Raw genomic sequence first — 16,150 nt, forward strand, 5'->3', positions numbered from 1 at the left:
AGGCTCACGCCCCAAACGCCTCCGTCACGCGCACGTCGCCGACATGCATGCCGTTCCAGTTGCGCATCGGGTGGTTGGCTTGCGCCATCAGCGCCGTGTGGATCTGCGGTTCATCGGCGAAGAACCGCGCAAGCGTCGCGGCAACCATCGCCTCGGCGGCGCGGGTCGTGCCGTCCTCGCATTTGAGCGCAATGCCGACCCCCTTCTCTGGAATTGCCGCGCAGAAGACGCCTTCGGCACCGGTCTTGGCAAAGATGCGGCCCGGCGCGGCCCTCATCAGCCGCGTGCAGGCACGCTTGGTGCCGGCAACGTAGAAGGGTTCGGCCATGCAAGCCTCGACCAGACGCCTGGACGCGCGCGACCGTTCCGCCGCAAGCCCCACCCCTGTCGCCATTTTGGCGAAGCCGTGGGCGAGCCCCTTCAGGGGTACGGCATAGGTGGGGATCGAGCAGCCATCGACCCCGCAATTGTCGCGCGCGAGGATTGCCCCCGTAAGACTTTCCATGACACCGCGGATTTCCTGCTGGATCGGATGGTCGTAGCCGACATAGCCACGGACTTCCGTGCCGGAATGGCAGCAGGCGCAGACGAAGCCGGCGTGCTTGCCGGAGCAATTGTTGTGCAGGGCGCTCGGCGCCTCGATCGAACGCGCCTGCGCGATCAACGTCTTCTGGTCGAAGGACCAGTGGGCGCCGCATTCCAGCGCATCGACGTCACGGCCGGCTGCCGCCAGCATTTCCGCCGCGAGCGCGACATGTTCCGGCTCACCGGAATGCGAGGCACAGGCGAGCGCCAGCGCTTTGGCGCCGAACCGGTAGGCGTCCGCCGCGCCGCTCTCGGCCAGCGGCAGGGCCTGCATGGCCTTGCAGGCCGAACGCGGGAAGACGGCAGCATCCGTATCGCCCAACGAAAACACGGTGTTGCCGTCGCCGTCGACAACGATCACCGTGCCGCGATGACGGCTTTCGACGAGATTTCCGCGGGTTACTTCGACCAGGACCGGATTAGACATGCTTGCCCTCAAAATTCCTCTTTCGCCTCTGCATTTATCAGGAATCCGATCGCTGGGAACCGGGGTGTGCGATGAAATTCATCCGCAGGCTGTTTGTCGCCTTTATGCTCATCTACCTGCTTCCGGCACTTGCCTCGGCCGGCTGGTGGTACATCAAGGACAGGCCGCAGAGCTGGCGGGAGGCAGATTGGTCATCTGCCGGTCTTCTCCCCAAACCGGCAGAAAGCCCGGAGGCGGCAGTCTATATCCTCTCGGCAACCACCGGCGGCATGAAGGGGGCCGTCGCCAGCCACGCGTGGATCGTCACCAAGGATGAAGGGGCCTTGGCCTATACCCGATACGAAAAGGTCGGCTGGGGCAAACCGGTCCGCAAGAATGCCTATCAGGCCGATGGCCGGTGGTATTCGAACGAGCCGCGCATCGTCGTCATGATCACGGGAGAGAAGGCGCAACGCCTGATTCCGAAGGTCGAGCGGGCGATTGCCGAATACCCCTACGCCTCGCCCGGCACCTACAGGCTATGGCCCGGACCGAACTCGAACACCTTCGTCGCGCACGTGCTTCGTTCAGTGCCCGAGATTGGCGCGGTGCTACCGCCGAACGCTGTCGGCCGCGACTACTTGCCGGAGGGCAAGCTTTTCCACATCGATAGCGACGGCGGCGACCTGCACGCAACCCTCTACGGGCTGGCCGGCATTTCCGCCGGCTGGCGAAGTGGGCTGGAGCTGCACTTCATGGGATTGGTGGCGGGCGTTGATATTGCACGGCCCGGGGTAAAAATCCCCGCGCTCGGCCGCTTCGGGATTTAGATCAATTCATTGTTTCATTGAAGCAGTGAAATGATCTAACTCTTTGGAGCTGCGCAATTCCGGACGGAAAACCGTTACACACTTTCCTGAATTGCTCTGGACCGCTGCGCGAGAACTCTTTCAGAAAAGGAAAAGGGCCGCCCGAGGCGACCCTTCCATGAGTTCTGGCCTAATGACGGCCGGGCCTCACAGGCCCAAGGAAGGCGGCAATCAAGCCGAGGGCTGCCTCGACTCCTTCACCTCTCCCATGCCTGTCACGAGGTTCGAAATCTCATTAGACATTGGACCACCTTCCTTTCTGTTCGTTGACGATGGCCCCAAGGTAGGTCATTCCCATCCGAATACAAGACCAACTATCGTCTTAGGGAGCGAAAGCACCGGTGAGATCACCTGCTTTGGCACTCTTAGGATCGGCCCATCGTCATCACGATCTTGCCGATATGATCGCCTTCTTCCATCAGGCGGTGACCGTCGGCGACCCTCTCGAAGGGTAAGACCGCGTGAATGACCGGTGCCACCGCGCGCCCTTCAAGCAGTGGCCAGACCTTTGCCGCAAGCCCGTCGCGGATCGCCCGTTTTTCAGCGGGCGTGCGTGGGCGAAGCGCCGATCCCATGACATGCAGCCGCTTCGTCAGGATGGGTGCGATATTGGCGCTTTCCACGCGCGCCCCACCCAGGAAGGCGATGATCGACAGACGGCCGTCCTTTGCGAGCGAGCCGATATTGCGGTCGAAATAGCGCCCGCCGACCATGTCGAGAACGACGTCGACCCCTCGCCCGCCGGTCTCTTCGAGCACGACGGCCTTGAAGTCTTCCTCACGATAGTTGATCGCTCGCTTGGCCCCCAGCGCCTCGCAGGCCCTGCACTTCTCGGCGTTGCCGGCGGTCACGAAAACCTCGGCGCCGAACGCTTTGGCGAGCTGGATTGCGGTCGTCCCGATGCCGCTCGATCCGCCATGGACGAGGATCGTTTCACCTGTCTTGAGGCCCGCCATGTCGAAGACATTGGCCCAGACGGTGAAGAAAGTCTCCGGCAGGGCGGCGGCCTTTGTCGCATCATAGCCCTTCGGCCAATGGAGCGCCTGCGTCGCCGGCACCGCGCAATATTCCGCATAGCCGCCGCCATTGGCGAGCGCGCAGACCTTGTCGCCGATCGAGAAACCGGTTGCCCCCTCGCCGAGAGCCACCACCTCGCCAGCCACCTCGAGACCGAGGATCGGGCTCGCGCCGGGCGGCGGCGGATAGTCGCCCTTGCGCTGCAGCACGTCGGGCCGGTTGATGCCGGACGCCTCGACGCGGATCAGGATATCGCCGGCTTTGACGTCCGGCAGCGGTCCGCGTGCCAGGACCATGTTTTCCGGTCCACCCGGGTCCGGCAGATCCACATAGGTCATTTCGGTCGGAAGGGTCATGGCGGCGTCCTCGCAAAGGTGATTGCGCCTATACCTACCGCCCGCTCACAGTTCCGGAAACCCGATATCGGCAGGCGAATAATCAATCGCCGTGGAGCAACTCAAAAACGAGGCCACTTTCGCTTTCCTTAGCGCGTGCTTTGATTTCAGCAATCCGCGCGCTGACCGTCTGAGTGTCCGATAGAATGAAGCCCTGCGGAAGCACGAGAACGGCGATCGAACAACGCATCAGGGGAAAGTTCTTGCTTACTCCGTCGCGGCCATATCCGCTGATCCGTCCCTCGGACTGATGTTCCGCGGAATAGAGCTGCCGGACATCCGAGCGGAAATCCTCGGCGAGGCGCGTAAGGACGGAGCGGATTTCCTGATCGGTCCAGCCGCTGACGCCGACGAAGAAATCATCGCCGCCGACATGCCCCAGAAACTTCTCCTCGCCAATGAAGTGGCGTCTGAGCAGGGCGGCAAACAGCGTGATCGCCAGATCGCCCTTCTGAAAACCGTAGGTGTCGTTGAACGGCTTGAAGTCGTCGAAATCGCAATAGCAGAAGTAGCGCGTTTCGTCGCCGTCGAGGATCGCGTCCTGCACGTAGTCGCGGATCGCGCGGTTGCCCGGCAGGCCCGTCAGCGGGTTCTGCTCCTGCGCCATCTTCAACTGCTTCTCGTTGATGATCTTCAACAGCGACGAAGCGGAAAGAATACCGGCGTAGCGCATGTTTTCAGTCAGGATCACACAGTCGCTGCCGTCCATGCCGGCGAAGATTTTCAGCATCTCGTCGGCAGGCGTATCGAGATCGGCGATCGGCGCCGGGCTGACGAAATGCGAAATGCGGCGCTGGTAGATGCGGTTCTTCAGCAGGTCGCGGCCGAAGGGATGATAGATCATCTCCTTGACGTGATACTCGTGCAGGATGCCGCGCGGCTCACCGTTGGCGTTCAGCACCGGAAAGAAGGGCTGGCGCGGATTGACCCGAAAAAGATCAAAGGCGGATTCGAGTTCGTCGCTCTCCCTCACGGCCGGAAGTTGTTCGATCTGCTTCCTGATGAGGATGCTGTCGAGCGTCGCGGAGGAGCGCCGCGCGGCACCGCTTAATTCCAGATGAGGGTACGCCGGCTGCAGCTCGCTAAGATGGGTGGTCGGCCGGGCAATGAAATAGCCCTGCACCAGATCGCATCCGAGATCGCGACAGGCGAGGAACTCGGCCTCCGTCTCCACGCCCTCCGCAATCACCCGCGTTCCGAGCACGTGGGCCGTATTGACTGTATGGCGAACGAGATGACGTTTGCGCGGGTCCCGCTCAATGCCGGAGATGAAATGCCGATCGATCTTCACGTAGTCGACGGGCTGGTCGCATAGCAATTTCAGCCCGTTGAAGCCTGCGCCGAAATCGTCGATGGCGAGCTTGAAGCCGGCAAGCCGCAATTGCCGGACGAGCGCGGAAAAATCGGGCATCTTCCCACTGTCGAAGCGCTCCGAAAGCTCGAAGCAGAGGGAAGACGGCGCAATATTGGCGCGCTTCAGGTGGTTGACGAGGCGCTCGACGATATCGTCCTCGCCACCAACCAACCTCGAATCGAAATTCAGGAAAAGGGTCCGGGCCGAAAAATCGGGAATCGTCGCGAACGCGGCGACGGCGCGGCTGTTGATAAGATGTTCGAGTGCCAGAAGCTGGCCCACCTCCTCCGCCTTGTCCAGCAATTCGAGCGGCGAAGCAAAGCCCAGGCGCTGGAACCCGCGCATCAGCGATTCATAGCCGAAAACGGCACCGGTGGTCGCCTCGACGATCGGCTGGAAGGCGTTCTCGATGACAAGTTTGGCAAGCGTGACAATCTGGTCGTCGCCGAAGCGGCGAAGCGAGAGGATTTCGGCGGGGGCGACGGACATGCCGGCTCCAGGAACATACACGAACAAAGGCCGCGCCAGCATCAAGGGTAAGCATCAACGAAACCTTTCGCGAATGTGAAAGTTTCATGAAGCTTGCATGACAAGAGTGGCGGCCGCCGTCGTGCACGCCTCAAGGCTGCAGAGCATTGAAAATGCGATGGATTCCTAACCCTTGGCGAGAACGCCGAAAGCGATCAGCGCAAGGCCCTGCATCACGAGATCGACTGCGAGGAACAGCCCCAGAATCCACAGGCTGTTGACCGGCCATCCGGCAGCAATGACGAGGCCGGCAACCAGGGTGACGAGTCCGCCGATGACTATCCAGCCCCAGCCAGCGAGCGGCCTGAGCTTGAAGCCGACCCACAGGCGGGAGCAGCCGGCAACGAGCAATGCTACGGCCATCAGGAAGGTCAGGACCGAGGAGGCAAGTACGGGGTTGATGAAAGCAAAGAGGCCAGCCGCCGCATAGCAGGCGCCACTCAAGACCCAATAGACGATGCTTTCCCAGCCTCTGACCTGAAACGCGTGCGCGAGGTTGAGCAGACCGCCGACGAGCATGATGGCGCCGACGTAATAGACCGAGGCGACTGTCGCCATGAACAGATTGCCGAAAGCGATGCCGCCGCACATGATCAACAGCACGCCGAGCGCGACGAACCACGCCCATTTTCCGGCGACAGCCTCTCTACCGGCGGGATCGAACGCGTGGACCATTTTCAACCTCCAGTCATATCGGCAAGCATGAACGCCACCTCGTGATTGAGCCGGATTTCTCAGTAAAAAGAAAGAGAAAAAGCGACAAAATTTTTATTGATTGATGAGTCAATCAAAAATAAACTGAAGGCAGTCGAGGGAGTTTCGGATGCCGAAAATCGGGATGGAGCCTGTGCGGCGAAAGGCACTGGTGGACGCGGCGCTGCGCGTGATCGGCGACCAGGGCACGCTCTCGGTCACTATGTCGGATATCGCCAGAACCGCCGGCGTCTCGCCGGCGCTCGCGCACCACTACTTCGGCAGCAAGGACCAATTGTTGATCGCAACGATCCGCAGTCTTTTAGCGCAGTTGCGCGACGACGCGGTCGCTGCGCTCCAGGCGGCGAAGACGCCGCGCGAAAGGCTGAGTGCGTTGATCCGCGTGAGCTTCAGGGCTGAGCAGTTCGCGCCCGAGACGATCGCCGCCTGGCTCGCCTTCTATTCGGAGGCGCAACGTTCCGAGGATGTCCGCCGCCTCCTCGTCATCTATGCGCGCCGGCTGCGCTCCAATCTGCTGGCCAGCCTCAGGCCGCTCTCTACAGCCGATGACGCGGAGCGTATCGCCGAGGGCGCGGCTGCGATGATCGACGGGCTCTACATCCGGCAAAGTCTGAAATCGGCGCCGATCAGCATCGAAGCTTCGATCGCGCTCACGGAAGACTACGTGAATGCGCATTTGCGGGTGGGTGATGGTGAAAGCTACCCCTCACCCTAGCCCTCTCCCTGCACGGGCGAGGAGACTTGGGCGCGCGCCATATCCTTCTCCCCGCGAGCGCGGAGAAGATGGCGGCGCCGGATGAGGCGATCTCCGGTGTGACAACCGAAACAAACTGGAATTCAAACCTTCGAGGAACCGACGACGTGACTGCCGGAAAGCCGAATATCTTGATCATCATGGTCGACCAGCTGAACGGGAAGCTCTTTCCGGACGGCCCCGCCGACTTCCTGCACGCGCCAAACCTGAAGGCACTGGCCAAGCGCTCCGCCCGCTTCCGCAACAATTACACTTCGTCGCCGCTCTGCGCGCCGGCGCGCGCCTCGTTCATGGCCGGGCAGCTGCCGAGCCGCACCCGCGTCTATGACAACGCTGCCGAATACCAGTCTTCGATCCCGACCTATGCCCACCACCTGCGCCGGGCCGGCTATTACACCGCCCTTTCCGGCAAGATGCATTTCGTCGGGCCGGATCAGTTGCATGGCTTCGAAGAGCGCTTGACCACGGATATCTATCCGGCCGATTTCGGCTGGACGCCGGACTATCGCAAGCCCGGCGAGCGGATTGACTGGTGGTACCACAATCTCGGTTCCGTCACCGGCGCCGGGGTGGCGGAGATCACCAATCAGATGGAATATGACGACGAGGTGGCGTTTCTGGCGAACCAGAAGCTCTATCAGCTCTCCCGCGAGAACGACGACGAAAGCCGCCGCCCCTGGTGCCTCACCGTCTCCTTTACCCATCCTCACGACCCCTATGTCGCACGGCGCAAATTCTGGGATCTTTACGAGAATTGCGAGCACCTGCTGCCGGAGATCGGCGCGCTTCCCTTCGATCGGCAGGATCCGCATTCGCAGCGCATCATGCATTCCTGCGACTACGAGAACTTCGCGCTTACCGAGGAGAATGTCCGCCAGTCACGCCGCGCCTATTTCGCCAATATCTCCTATCTCGACGAAAAAGTGGGAGAGCTCATCGATACGCTGTCGCGGACGAGAATGCTCGACGATACAGTCATCCTCTTCTGTTCCGACCACGGCGACATGCTCGGTGAACGCGGCCTATGGTTCAAGATGAACTTCTTCGAAGGCTCCGCGCGCGTGCCGCTGATGATCGCCGGGCCGGGGGTTACACCCGGCCTGCATCTGGCGCCCACCTCCAACCTCGACGTGACGCCGACGCTTGCCGAACTCGCCGGCATCTCGCTGGAAGAGGTAAAGCCCTGGACGGACGGCATCAGCCTTCTGCCGATGGTGGGCGGCACGGAGCGCACCGAGGCGGTGCTGATGGAATATGCGGCGGAAGCCTCCTACGCACCGCTCGTCTGCATTCGTGAAGGAAAGTGGAAATACATCCACTGCACCCTCGATCCGGACCAGCTTTACGACCTCGAAAGCGACCCACTGGAACTCACCAACCTGGCGGAAAAACCGCGCAACTCTGTCGATGCGGCAACGCTCGCCGCCTTCCGCGACATGCGCGCCGCCCACTGGGACATGGACGCCTTCGATGCGGCCGTGCGCGAAAGCCAGGCCCGGCGCTGGGTGGTCTACGAGGCGCTCAGGAACGGCGCCTACTATCCTTGGGACCATCAGCCGCTGCAGAAGGCATCCGAGCGCTACATGCGCAACCACATGAACCTCGACAATCTCGAGGAATCCAAACGCTACCCGCGAGGAGAATGACATGAGAGCCCAACCGAAAGCCTCGCACTTCATCGACGGGGAATATGTCGAGGACGCCGCCGGCTCGGTGATCGAGAGCATCTATCCAGCGACCGGCGAGGTGATCGCCCGGCTTCATGCCGCGACGCCCGCGATCGTCGAAAAGGCGATCGCCGCCGCGAAACGGGCACAGCCGGAATGGGCGGCGATGAGCCCGACGGCGCGCGGCCGCATCCTGAAACGCGCCGCGGAAATCATGCGCGAGCGCAACCGCGAGCTTTCCGAACTGGAAACACTCGACACCGGCAAGCCGATCCAGGAGACGATCGTCGCCGACCCGACTTCCGGCGCCGACAGCTTCGAGTTCTTCGGCGGTGTCGCGGCGGCGGCGCTCAATGGCGACTATATCCCGCTTGGCGGCGACTTCGCCTACACCAAGCGGGTCCCGCTCGGCGTCTGCGTCGGCATCGGCGCCTGGAACTATCCGCAGCAGATCGCCTGTTGGAAGGGCGCACCGGCGCTCGCTGCCGGCAACGCCATGGTCTTCAAGCCTTCGGAAAACACGCCGCTTGGCGCGCTGAAGATCGCCGAAATCCTGGTCGAGGCCGGCCTGCCCAAAGGCCTCTACAATGTCATCCAGGGCGACCGGTCGACAGGTCCGCTGCTCGTCAACCACCCCGATGTCGCCAAGGTATCGCTGACCGGCTCTGTGCCGACGGGCCGCAAGGTCTATGAGGCAGCCGCAGCCGGGCTTCGCCATGTGACGATGGAACTCGGCGGCAAGTCGCCGTTGATCGTCTTCGACGATGCAGATCTCGAAAGCGCGATCGGCGGCGCCATGCTCGGCAATTTCTATTCGACCGGGCAGGTCTGCTCCAACGGCACCCGCGTGTTCGTGCAGCGGAAGGTCAAGGACGCCTTTCTGGCGCGGCTCAAGGAACGCACGGAGGCGATCGTCATCGGCGACCCCATGGAGGAGGCGACGCAGCTTGGCCCCATGGTTTCGAAAGCACAGCGCGACAAGGTCTTCTCCTACATCGAGAAGGGTAAGGCGGAAGGCGCGCGGCTCGTGACCGGCGGCGGCATTCCGAACGCCGTCAACACCGAGGGCACCTATATCCAGCCGACCGTATTTGCCGACGTCACCGACGAGATGACGATCGCGCGCGAGGAAATCTTCGGGCCGGTCATGTGCGTGCTCGATTTCGACGACGAAGCGGAGGTCGTCGCCCGCGCGAACGCCACCGAATTCGGCCTTTCCGCCGGCGTCTTCACCGCCGACATCACCCGCGCTCACCGGGTGGTCGACCAGCTCGAGGCCGGCACGCTCTGGATCAACACCTACAATCTCTGCCCAGTCGAGATCCCCTTCGGCGGCTCGAAGCAATCGGGCTTCGGGCGGGAAAATTCGGTCGCGGCGTTGAACCACTATACAGAGCTCAAGACCGTCTATGTCGGCATGGGGAAGGTCGAGGCGCCGTACTGACAACATTTGCCCCTCACCCTAACCCTCTCCCCGCATGCGGGGAGAGGGACTGGGAGCGCCGTGAGCTTCCACGCAAGCGGCAGAGGAGGCTTGAGCGGGCGCCGCGAGTGCCTTCTCCCGCAAGCGGGGAGAAGGTGGCGGCAGCCGGATCAGGGGCATCCGAACAGAGAAAGTAGCGAGAATGCAGGCAGATTTCGTCATCATCGGTTCCGGCTCCGCAGGCTCGGCCATGGCCTATCGCCTGTCGGAAGACGGCAAGCATTCGGTCATCGTGCTGGAGTTCGGCGGCTCGGACGTGGGCCCCTTCATCCAGATGCCGGCGGCTCTTGCCTGGCCGATGAGCATGAATCGCTACAATTGGGGCTATCTGTCCGAGCCGGAACCGAACCTCAACAACCGGCGCATCACCGCGCCGCGCGGCAAGGTAATCGGCGGCTCTTCCTCGATCAACGGCATGGTCTATGTGCGCGGGCACGCGGAGGACTTCAACCGCTGGGAAGAACTCGGCGCCCAAGGCTGGGCCTATGCCGACGTGCTTCCCTATTTCAAGCGGATGGAACATTCGCATGGCGGCGAAGACGGCTGGCGCGGCACCAACGGGCCGCTGCATGTGCAGCGTGGCAGCGTCCGGAACCCGCTCTTTCACGCCTTCATCCAAGCGGGAAAGCAGGCAGGGTTCGAACTCACCGACGACTATAACGGCTCGAAGCAGGAAGGCTTCGGCCTGATGGAGCAGACGACTTGGCAAGGCCGACGCTGGTCCGCCGCTTCCGCCTATCTGAAGCCGGCGTTGAAGCGCCCAAATGTCCAACTGATCCGCTGCCTTGCCCACAAGATCGTGATCGAGAACGGCCGCGCAACCGGTGTCGAGATCGAGCGCAACGGCCGGACCGAGGTTGTGAAGGCCAATCGCGAGGTGATCGTGTCCGCCTCCTCCTTCAACTCGCCGAAGCTGTTGATGCTCTCCGGCATCGGACCGGCGGCGCATCTGAAGGAGATGGGTATCGAGGTGAAGGTCGACCGCCCGGGCGTCGGCCAGAACCTTCAGGATCACATGGAGTTCTACTTCCAGCAGGTAAGCACCAAGCCGGTTTCGCTCTATTCCTGGCTGCCGTGGTTCTGGCAGGGCGTCGCCGGCGCGCAATGGCTGCTCTTCAAGAGGGGCCTTGGTGTTTCCAACCAGTTCGAGGCCTGTGCCTTCCTGCGCTCGGCACCCGGAGTCAAGCAGCCCGACATCCAGTATCACTTCCTGCCGGTGGCGATCAGCTACGACGGCAAGGCAGCGGCCAACACGCATGGCTTCCAGGTCCATGTTGGCTACAATCTCTCGAAGTCGCGCGGCAGCGTCGCCCTTCGCTCGTCCGACCCGAAGGCCGATCCGGTGATCCGCTTCAACTATATGAGCCATCCCGAAGACTGGGAGAAATTCCGCCACTGCGTGCGACTGACGCGCGAGATCTTCGGCCAGAAGGCGTTCGACCAATATCGCGGACCGGAAATCCAGCCGGGCGACAAGGTCCAGACGGACGACGAGATCGACGCCTTCCTGCGCGAGCATCTCGAAAGCGCCTACCATCCCTGCGGTACATGCAAGATGGGAGCCAAGGACGATCCGATGGCGGTGGTGGATCCGGAAACGCGAGTGATCGGCGTCGAGGGTTTGCGCGTCGCTGACTCCTCGATCTTCCCCCACGTCACGTATGGCAACCTCAATGGTCCCTCGATCATGACCGGCGAGAAGGCGGCCGACCACATCCTCGGCAAGCAACCCCTCGCCCGCTCGAACCAGGAGCCGTGGATCAACCCGCGCTGGGCGATCAGCGACCGGTAGTCCGTGAACAGTGCCACACAGGCACCGCTCTCCCCGTCGGGAGGGCGGACTGCATGCTCGACCGACCTAACGAAACACGCGGCGCGCTACTCCGAAAGGAAGCCGATCCAGCGGCCGGCAAGAACCGCTCCGGTCCAGACCGCCATGGAAAACAGTGCCGAAAGGCGGATTCTCCAGGAGAGCGGTCCGCCTTTGACGGCGGCGCGCCATTGCGGCGTCAGATGCAACAGAACCGCGTTGACGACGCCGAGTGCGAGCAACGTGATCTTTGTCAGGAAGGCAGGGTTGCCGGCATATTCAAGGGGGCGGACGCTGAAGAGGCAGAAGCCCGTGACCATGGCGAGGACTATGCCGGTTGCCGCGGCGCGCGAAAGATACGGGCCGATCGCCGGGATCGGCACCTTGCCGAAGAACCCGATCAGGCGCAGGTCGAGCGGCAGGATCGCGCCGACGATTATCCCGATCGACAGGATATGGGCCGCGTTTACGAAGAGGTAGAGGAGCGCGGAGCGCCGTATCGCCACCGCGAAAGGCAGGGCGCCGATCCACTCCAACGCCTCCGCACCGCTCGTCAATTCGTCTGTATCCGTTCCGGATAGAGGTCGTAGGCCTTGCCGGCGACGGTGATCCGGACAGCCTTCATCCTCTTCTCATTGCGATCGAGCGAACGGTTGCCGAGGGCCACCACCGGATCGCCGACTTTCGCCACTCCGTCGACAAAGCCCGAGCGTTCTGTCTGGCGCGGGTTGGCGAGTTCGACCCGCCAGACGCCGTCATTCTCCGTCTCGACGTCTAGCGTTGGATGCGGCGGGGACATGGAAATCTCCCGGATCGTTCCGGAAAGCTCGATCTGATCGGCCTCCGCCCAGGACCAGCCGTGGTGCGCGTAGGCGCCTGTGACGAGAAGCAATCCGAGGACACCTCCACCGAGCATGCGAGCGGAAAAGGACCTTGCCATTTCTGCCATCTCCTGTCTCCTTCGATGCGCCAAAACGATCAAGGTGAACGTGGAGCACCTGAAGCGAAAGGACAGGGCATTCAACAATTCTTGAATGGTAATGCCCTCGTTGTCGATGGCGGAGGGCTTGGACCGCCTGCAGCAAACGAAAGGGTATGCACGCTTGCCAGGGGGCGGAAATAATCCATCAAATTACTAGGTTTTCTTAGAACTTTATGGATCAGAGAGATATTTGCTCTGATCCTTGAGCAATAGAAATCCGTTTTTCTGTCATTTGTCACAAACGGCTGCGATATTCCGTGAAAATTGCAACGGGATTTAGCCATGACCACGCAGACCCTCGAAGCCGAAGCGAAAGCCCTGAGCGAAGCGCTCGCAGGCCTGGATCTTGCCGGACGCCTGGCGCTGGTCGCCGATCTTGAAGGCAGAGCCGTCTTCACGACGTCGCTCGGCATCGAGGACCAGGTCATCACGGCCGCGATCGGCACGGATCAGCTCGATATCGACGTTGCGACACTGAAGACCGGCCGCCTCTTCAACGAGACCGTCGCGCTTATCGACAAGACCGAGGAAACCTACGGGATCCTGATCAAGCGTTTCTACCCCGAAAAGGCCGACATCGACGCCTATGTGGCTGAGTATGGCGTGAACGGCTTCTACGAAAGCGTGGAAGCCAGACATGCCTGTTGCGGCGTGCGCAAGCTGAAACCGCTTGCGCGTGCGCTCGAGGGTGCAAGCTACTGGATCACCGGCCTTCGCCGTGGTCAGTCAGGCAATCGCGCCACCACGCCCTTTGCCGAAGCGGACCTCGAACGCCGCCTCATAAAGATCAATCCGCTGGCGGACTGGGATATCGAAACGATCCGCGCCCACGTCGCGGCCAATGCCATTCCCGTCAACCCGCTCCACGCCCGCGGCTATCCGTCGATCGGTTGCGAGCCCTGCACCCGTGCGATAAAGCCCGGCGAGCCCGAGCGCGCCGGACGCTGGTGGTGGGAGAACGACGAGAAGCGCGAATGCGGCCTGCACGTGCCGGAAGCGGCCTCCTCCATCATTCCCAGCGCCAGCAATGCTGCCTGAAAGCGGCCGGCGCACCGAGAGACACGTATCCTCCCCGGAGTTCGAAATGCCCCACAACCATCCGGAAACGGAACTGCATAATCCGCAGAGCGCGAAGCCGCCGCTCGACCCGCATCTGAAGGCACTTGAAAACGAAGCGATCCACATTTTCCGTGAGGTTGCCGCCGAATTCGAGCGTCCGGTCATGCTTTATTCGATCGGCAAGGATTCGTCCGTGCTCCTGCATCTGGCGCGCAAGGCCTTCTATCCCGGCCGCGTCCCCTTTCCGCTGCTTCATGTCGACACCGGCTGGAAGTTCCGGGAGATGATCGCGTTTCGCGACGAGATCGTCGAAAAATACGATCTCGATCTGGTCGTTCACACCAACCCGCGCGGGGCAGCAGAGAACGTAACTCCCTTCTCGCATGGCTCGGCGCTCTACACCGACATCATGAAAACCGAAGCGCTGCGCCAGGCGCTTGACGCCGGCCAGTACGACGCGGCCTTCGGCGGCGCACGCCGCGACGAGGAAGCAAGCCGCGCCAAGGAACGCATCTATTCGTTCCGCACGCCGGACCACCGCTGGGATCCGCGCAACCAGCGTCCCGAGCTCTGGAACATCTACAACGGCATGGTCCGCAAGGGCGAGAGCGTGCGCGCCTTTCCGCTCTCCAACTGGACCGAGGTCGACATCTGGCGCTACATCCAGGCGGAAGAGATCCCGATCGTGCCGCTCTATTTTGCCAAGAAGCGTCCGATCGTCGAGCGTGACGGCATGATGATCCTTGCCGAAGATCCGCGTCTCGAACTCCTTCCGGGCGAATTTAAGCGCGAGGAAGTGATCCGCTTCCGCACGCTCGGCTGTTTCCCGCTGACGGGGGCCATCCGCTCCGGTGCCACCACGCTCGACGACATTATTTCCGAACTTGAAACCGCGACCGTCTCCGAACGGCAGGGCCGCGCCATCGACAGGGACCAGTCCGGCTCGATGGAAAAGAAAAAACGCGAGGGATATTTCTGATGACCGCACCCGCAATCGCGAACGCCGCCCTGGACGACACAACCGAAGTCGTCGCCCATCCGGCGCAGGAGCCGGTGCGCGCCACGCGCGATACCCGCCCGCTTCGCCTTATCACCTGCGGCAGCGTCGATGACGGCAAATCGACGCTGATCGGCCGGTTGCTTTGGGACACGAAGGCGGTCAAGGAGGACCAAGCCGCCACGCTCGAGCGCGATTCCAGCGGCAAGCAGAACGACCTTGGCCTGCCCGATTTCGCGCTGCTTCTGGACGGGCTGCAGGCCGAGCGCGAACAGGGCATCACCATCGACGTTGCCTACCGCTATTTCTCGACCGACAAGCGCTCCTTCATCGTTGCCGACACGCCCGGCCACGAACAATACACCCGCAACATGGCGACCGGCGCTTCGACTGCCGATCTCGCTGTGCTCTTGGTCGACGCCCGCGTCGGCCTCCTGGAGCAGACCCGGCGTCACGCAACGATCGCGACGCTGATGGGCATCCGCCAGTTCGTGCTCGCCGTCAACAAGATCGACCTCACCGATTACGACCGCAGCCGCTTCGAGCAGATCTCGCACGAGTTCAAGGAACTCGCCTTGTCGCTCGGCGTCCGGCAGGTCACCGCGATCCCGGTTTCGGCACTCAAGGGCGAGAACGTCGTCTATGACGGCCGCGCCTCCATGCCTTGGTACGATGGCCCGACGCTGATCGAGGTCCTCGAACTCGCGACAACGCGCTCTGCACAGACGGTCGGCTTCCGCCTGCCGGTGCAGCGAGTCTCGCGCCCGGGCGAGAGCTTCCGCGGCTATCAGGGCACCGTCGCCGGTGGCTCGGTGAAGCCCGGCGATTCCGTCGTCATCCTGCCGTCCGGCATGGTTGCCAACGTCACGAAGATCGTCACCTTCGATCTCGTGCGCAATGCCGCCGTTGCCGGCGACGCGATCACGCTCGTGCTCGACCGCCAGGTGGACGTTTCCCGCGGCGACGTGATCGCCGCGATCGACAGCCAGCCGATGACCGGGCTCGCCTTCGACGCCCAGCTTGTCGCCCTCCAGCCGGAAGGCATCCAGCCCGGCAAGCGTTACTGGCTGAAATCCGGCAGCCGCCGCCAGCGCGTGCAGGTGCAGCCCGCAAGCCAGCTCGATCTCAAGACCGGCAAGTGGAACCAAACGCAAGAGCTGCCGATGAACGCGATCGGCAAGGTTCACCTGGCCTTCGACGAACAGGCGATCTTCGACGCTTATGAACAGAACCGTACCACCGGCGCCTTCATCCTGATCGACCCGGACACCAACAACACGGTCGCCGGCGGCATGATCACCGCCAAACGCGCGGCGCTCGGTGGCATTCATGCGGAGGAGAGCCGGGTTATCCTTTCGCTGCCGGCAGACCTCGCCGATCAACTGATGGCAACGGAACTCTTTGCCAGCCGGCGTGAAGACGCGGAAATCCGCCGCGTCAATGCCGGCAAGGCGGCGGAAATCATCGATTCGATCGACGGCTGATCGGCAACTTGTCGAAGCTGGAAAAGGGGCCGCTCGGCCCCTTTTT

At 62.3% G+C, this 16,150-nt stretch carries 14 protein-coding genes; 8 read left to right on the top strand and 6 right to left on the bottom strand.

What is annotated here, in order from left to right; translation table 11 throughout:
* Positions 1-4 precede the first annotated feature (4 nt).
* The gene (locus ILFOPFJJ_RS10785) at positions 5-1,012 is read right to left on the bottom strand and encodes an asparaginase (RefSeq protein WP_173510549.1); all 1,008 of its coding nucleotides are present in this window, start codon (positions 1,010-1,012) and stop codon (positions 5-7) included.
* 71 nt (positions 1,013-1,083) lie between these two features.
* Between ILFOPFJJ_RS10785 and ILFOPFJJ_RS10790 the strand changes: the two genes are divergently transcribed.
* Entirely contained in the window at positions 1,084-1,821 is a 738-nt protein-coding gene (locus ILFOPFJJ_RS10790) for a DUF3750 domain-containing protein (RefSeq protein WP_173510550.1), read from the top strand.
* Between the two features lie 404 nt (positions 1,822-2,225).
* Here the strand turns inward: ILFOPFJJ_RS10790 and ILFOPFJJ_RS10795 are convergent, their stop codons facing one another.
* The 3 genes from ILFOPFJJ_RS10795 to ILFOPFJJ_RS10805 all read right to left on the bottom strand — a co-directional run bounded on the left by ILFOPFJJ_RS10795 (position 2,226) and on the right by ILFOPFJJ_RS10805 (position 5,829).
* The gene (locus ILFOPFJJ_RS10795) at positions 2,226-3,233 is read right to left on the bottom strand and encodes an NAD(P)H-quinone oxidoreductase (protein WP_173510551.1); all 1,008 of its coding nucleotides are present in this window, start codon (positions 3,231-3,233) and stop codon (positions 2,226-2,228) included.
* Between the two features lie 82 nt (positions 3,234-3,315).
* A complete protein-coding gene (locus ILFOPFJJ_RS10800; RefSeq protein ID WP_173510552.1) occupies positions 3,316-5,115 on the bottom strand; it encodes an EAL domain-containing protein in 1,800 nt (599 codons plus the stop codon).
* 165 nt (positions 5,116-5,280) lie between these two features.
* The gene (locus ILFOPFJJ_RS10805) at positions 5,281-5,829 is read right to left on the bottom strand and encodes an HdeD family acid-resistance protein (RefSeq protein WP_173510553.1); all 549 of its coding nucleotides are present in this window, start codon (positions 5,827-5,829) and stop codon (positions 5,281-5,283) included.
* A 148-nt stretch (positions 5,830-5,977) separates the two neighbouring features.
* On the opposite strand from ILFOPFJJ_RS10805, the gene betI reads away from it, so the two are divergent.
* From betI to betA, 4 genes are all read left to right on the top strand, one after another.
* Positions 5,978-6,583, top strand: a complete 606-nt coding sequence (gene betI / locus ILFOPFJJ_RS10810) for a transcriptional regulator BetI (protein WP_173510554.1) — start codon at positions 5,978-5,980, stop codon at positions 6,581-6,583.
* A gap of 146 nt (positions 6,584-6,729) precedes the next feature.
* A complete protein-coding gene (gene betC / locus ILFOPFJJ_RS10815) occupies positions 6,730-8,268 on the top strand; it encodes a choline-sulfatase (protein WP_173510555.1) in 1,539 nt (512 codons plus the stop codon).
* Between the two features lies 1 nt (position 8,269).
* Positions 8,270-9,733, top strand: a complete 1,464-nt coding sequence (betB, locus tag ILFOPFJJ_RS10820) for a betaine-aldehyde dehydrogenase (protein WP_173510556.1) — start codon at positions 8,270-8,272, stop codon at positions 9,731-9,733.
* 181 nt (positions 9,734-9,914) lie between these two features.
* Positions 9,915-11,564, top strand: coding sequence for a choline dehydrogenase (gene betA, locus ILFOPFJJ_RS10825; RefSeq protein ID WP_173510557.1), 1,650 nt, complete (start codon positions 9,915-9,917; stop codon positions 11,562-11,564).
* 86 nt (positions 11,565-11,650) lie between these two features.
* Here betA and ILFOPFJJ_RS10830 read toward each other — a convergent pair whose 3' ends face one another.
* Both ILFOPFJJ_RS10830 and ILFOPFJJ_RS10835 read right to left on the bottom strand, forming a co-directional pair.
* The gene (locus ILFOPFJJ_RS10830) at positions 11,651-12,139 is read right to left on the bottom strand and encodes a DUF6644 family protein (RefSeq protein ID WP_173510558.1); all 489 of its coding nucleotides are present in this window, start codon (positions 12,137-12,139) and stop codon (positions 11,651-11,653) included.
* Complete coding sequence (locus ILFOPFJJ_RS10835) at positions 12,136-12,522, bottom strand: DUF6152 family protein (RefSeq protein ID WP_173511489.1); 387 nt, start codon at positions 12,520-12,522, stop codon at positions 12,136-12,138. The genes ILFOPFJJ_RS10830 and ILFOPFJJ_RS10835 overlap by 4 nt, the downstream gene beginning before the upstream one ends.
* A 324-nt stretch (positions 12,523-12,846) precedes the next feature.
* Between ILFOPFJJ_RS10835 and ILFOPFJJ_RS10840 the strand changes: the two genes are divergently transcribed.
* Genes ILFOPFJJ_RS10840 through cysN form a run of 3 tightly spaced genes read left to right on the top strand, consistent with a single transcriptional unit; the run spans position 12,847 to position 16,104 of the window.
* Positions 12,847-13,602 (top strand): phosphoadenylyl-sulfate reductase, encoded by a 756-nt coding sequence (locus ILFOPFJJ_RS10840; protein WP_173510559.1) that lies wholly within the window; start codon positions 12,847-12,849, stop codon positions 13,600-13,602.
* A gap of 46 nt (positions 13,603-13,648) precedes the next feature.
* Entirely contained in the window at positions 13,649-14,602 is a 954-nt protein-coding gene (gene cysD / locus ILFOPFJJ_RS10845) for a sulfate adenylyltransferase subunit CysD (protein WP_173510560.1), read from the top strand.
* Complete coding sequence (gene cysN / locus ILFOPFJJ_RS10850) at positions 14,602-16,104, top strand: sulfate adenylyltransferase subunit CysN (protein ID WP_173510561.1); 1,503 nt, start codon at positions 14,602-14,604, stop codon at positions 16,102-16,104. The genes cysD and cysN overlap by 1 nt, the downstream gene beginning before the upstream one ends.
* Positions 16,105-16,150 lie beyond the last annotated feature (46 nt).

It is taken from the genome of Sinorhizobium psoraleae (assembly GCF_013283645.1).
In the GTDB taxonomy this organism is placed as follows: Bacteria; Pseudomonadota; Alphaproteobacteria; order Rhizobiales; family Rhizobiaceae; genus Sinorhizobium; species Sinorhizobium psoraleae.